Annotated in this window: 1 protein-coding gene; it reads right to left on the minus strand. The window is 46.3% G+C overall.

Annotated features, from left to right (window positions below; all coding sequences use genetic code 11):
* Positions 1 to 872: IS256-like element IS1310 family transposase (locus WDC_RS09260; RefSeq protein WP_044011561.1), on the minus strand; the 872-nt coding region annotated here is incomplete at both ends.

An 872-nucleotide genomic window follows, 5' to 3' on the forward strand; every position in this document is an offset into this window, starting at 1 on the left:
GCGCTTGAGATGCTTATTAAAGTTCTCAATCAGGTTAGTGGAGTATAGTGATTGCCGGATAGCTGGTGGAAAGTCCATGAAAGTGAGTAAATTCGGCATTTTAAGCAGATCTTTGATTAATTTGGGATAGGTCTGATGCCAGTTGTTGGCGAACTCATTCAGTTTCAGTTCGGCTGCTTCACGGTTGGCGGCCCGATGAACTTGTTTAAAGTCACTGATCACGGCCTTGCGGTCTTTTACGCGAACTTTGTTCATCAGATTCCGCCCAACATGAACCAGGCAACGTTGTCGTTTGGCTTTAGGGAAATGCCGATTCAAGCCTTCATCCAAACCAACTAACCCATCGGCCACAAACAACAGCACATCTTTAACGCCCTGCTTGATCAAGGTTCCCAGCAGTTCAGTCCAGATTCCAGTCGATTCCGTTGGCGCCACTTGGTAGTTCAGCACTTCTTTCGTACCATCTGGACGAATGCCAATCGCAATATGAACGGCTTCTTTTTGAACGGTATCCCGCTTTAACGGCAAGTAAGTGGCATCTAAGAAGATGGCCGCATATTGTGAAGCCAGTCGACGTTGCTGGAAAGCTTGAACCTGTTCATTGACGGCTTTAGTCATGTTGGAAACCGTGGCTTTGGAGTAGTGAGCACCGTACATTTTCTCAATGAGTTCGGCAATTTCAGCAGTGGTAATTCCCTTGGTATACAACTGAATGACCGTTGTTTCTAAATTATCACTGTGCCGACCGTAGGCTGGCAAGGTATGATTTTCAAACCGGCCATTGCGATCTCGAGGAATGGTTAAGTTAAGTTGGCCGTACTTCGTATCAAACGAGCGCTCATAACTGCCGTTGCGGTTATTACCAGTGTTAA

This window comes from Paucilactobacillus wasatchensis (genome assembly GCF_000876205.1).
GTDB classification, from domain to species: Bacteria; Bacillota; Bacilli; order Lactobacillales; family Lactobacillaceae; genus Paucilactobacillus; species Paucilactobacillus wasatchensis.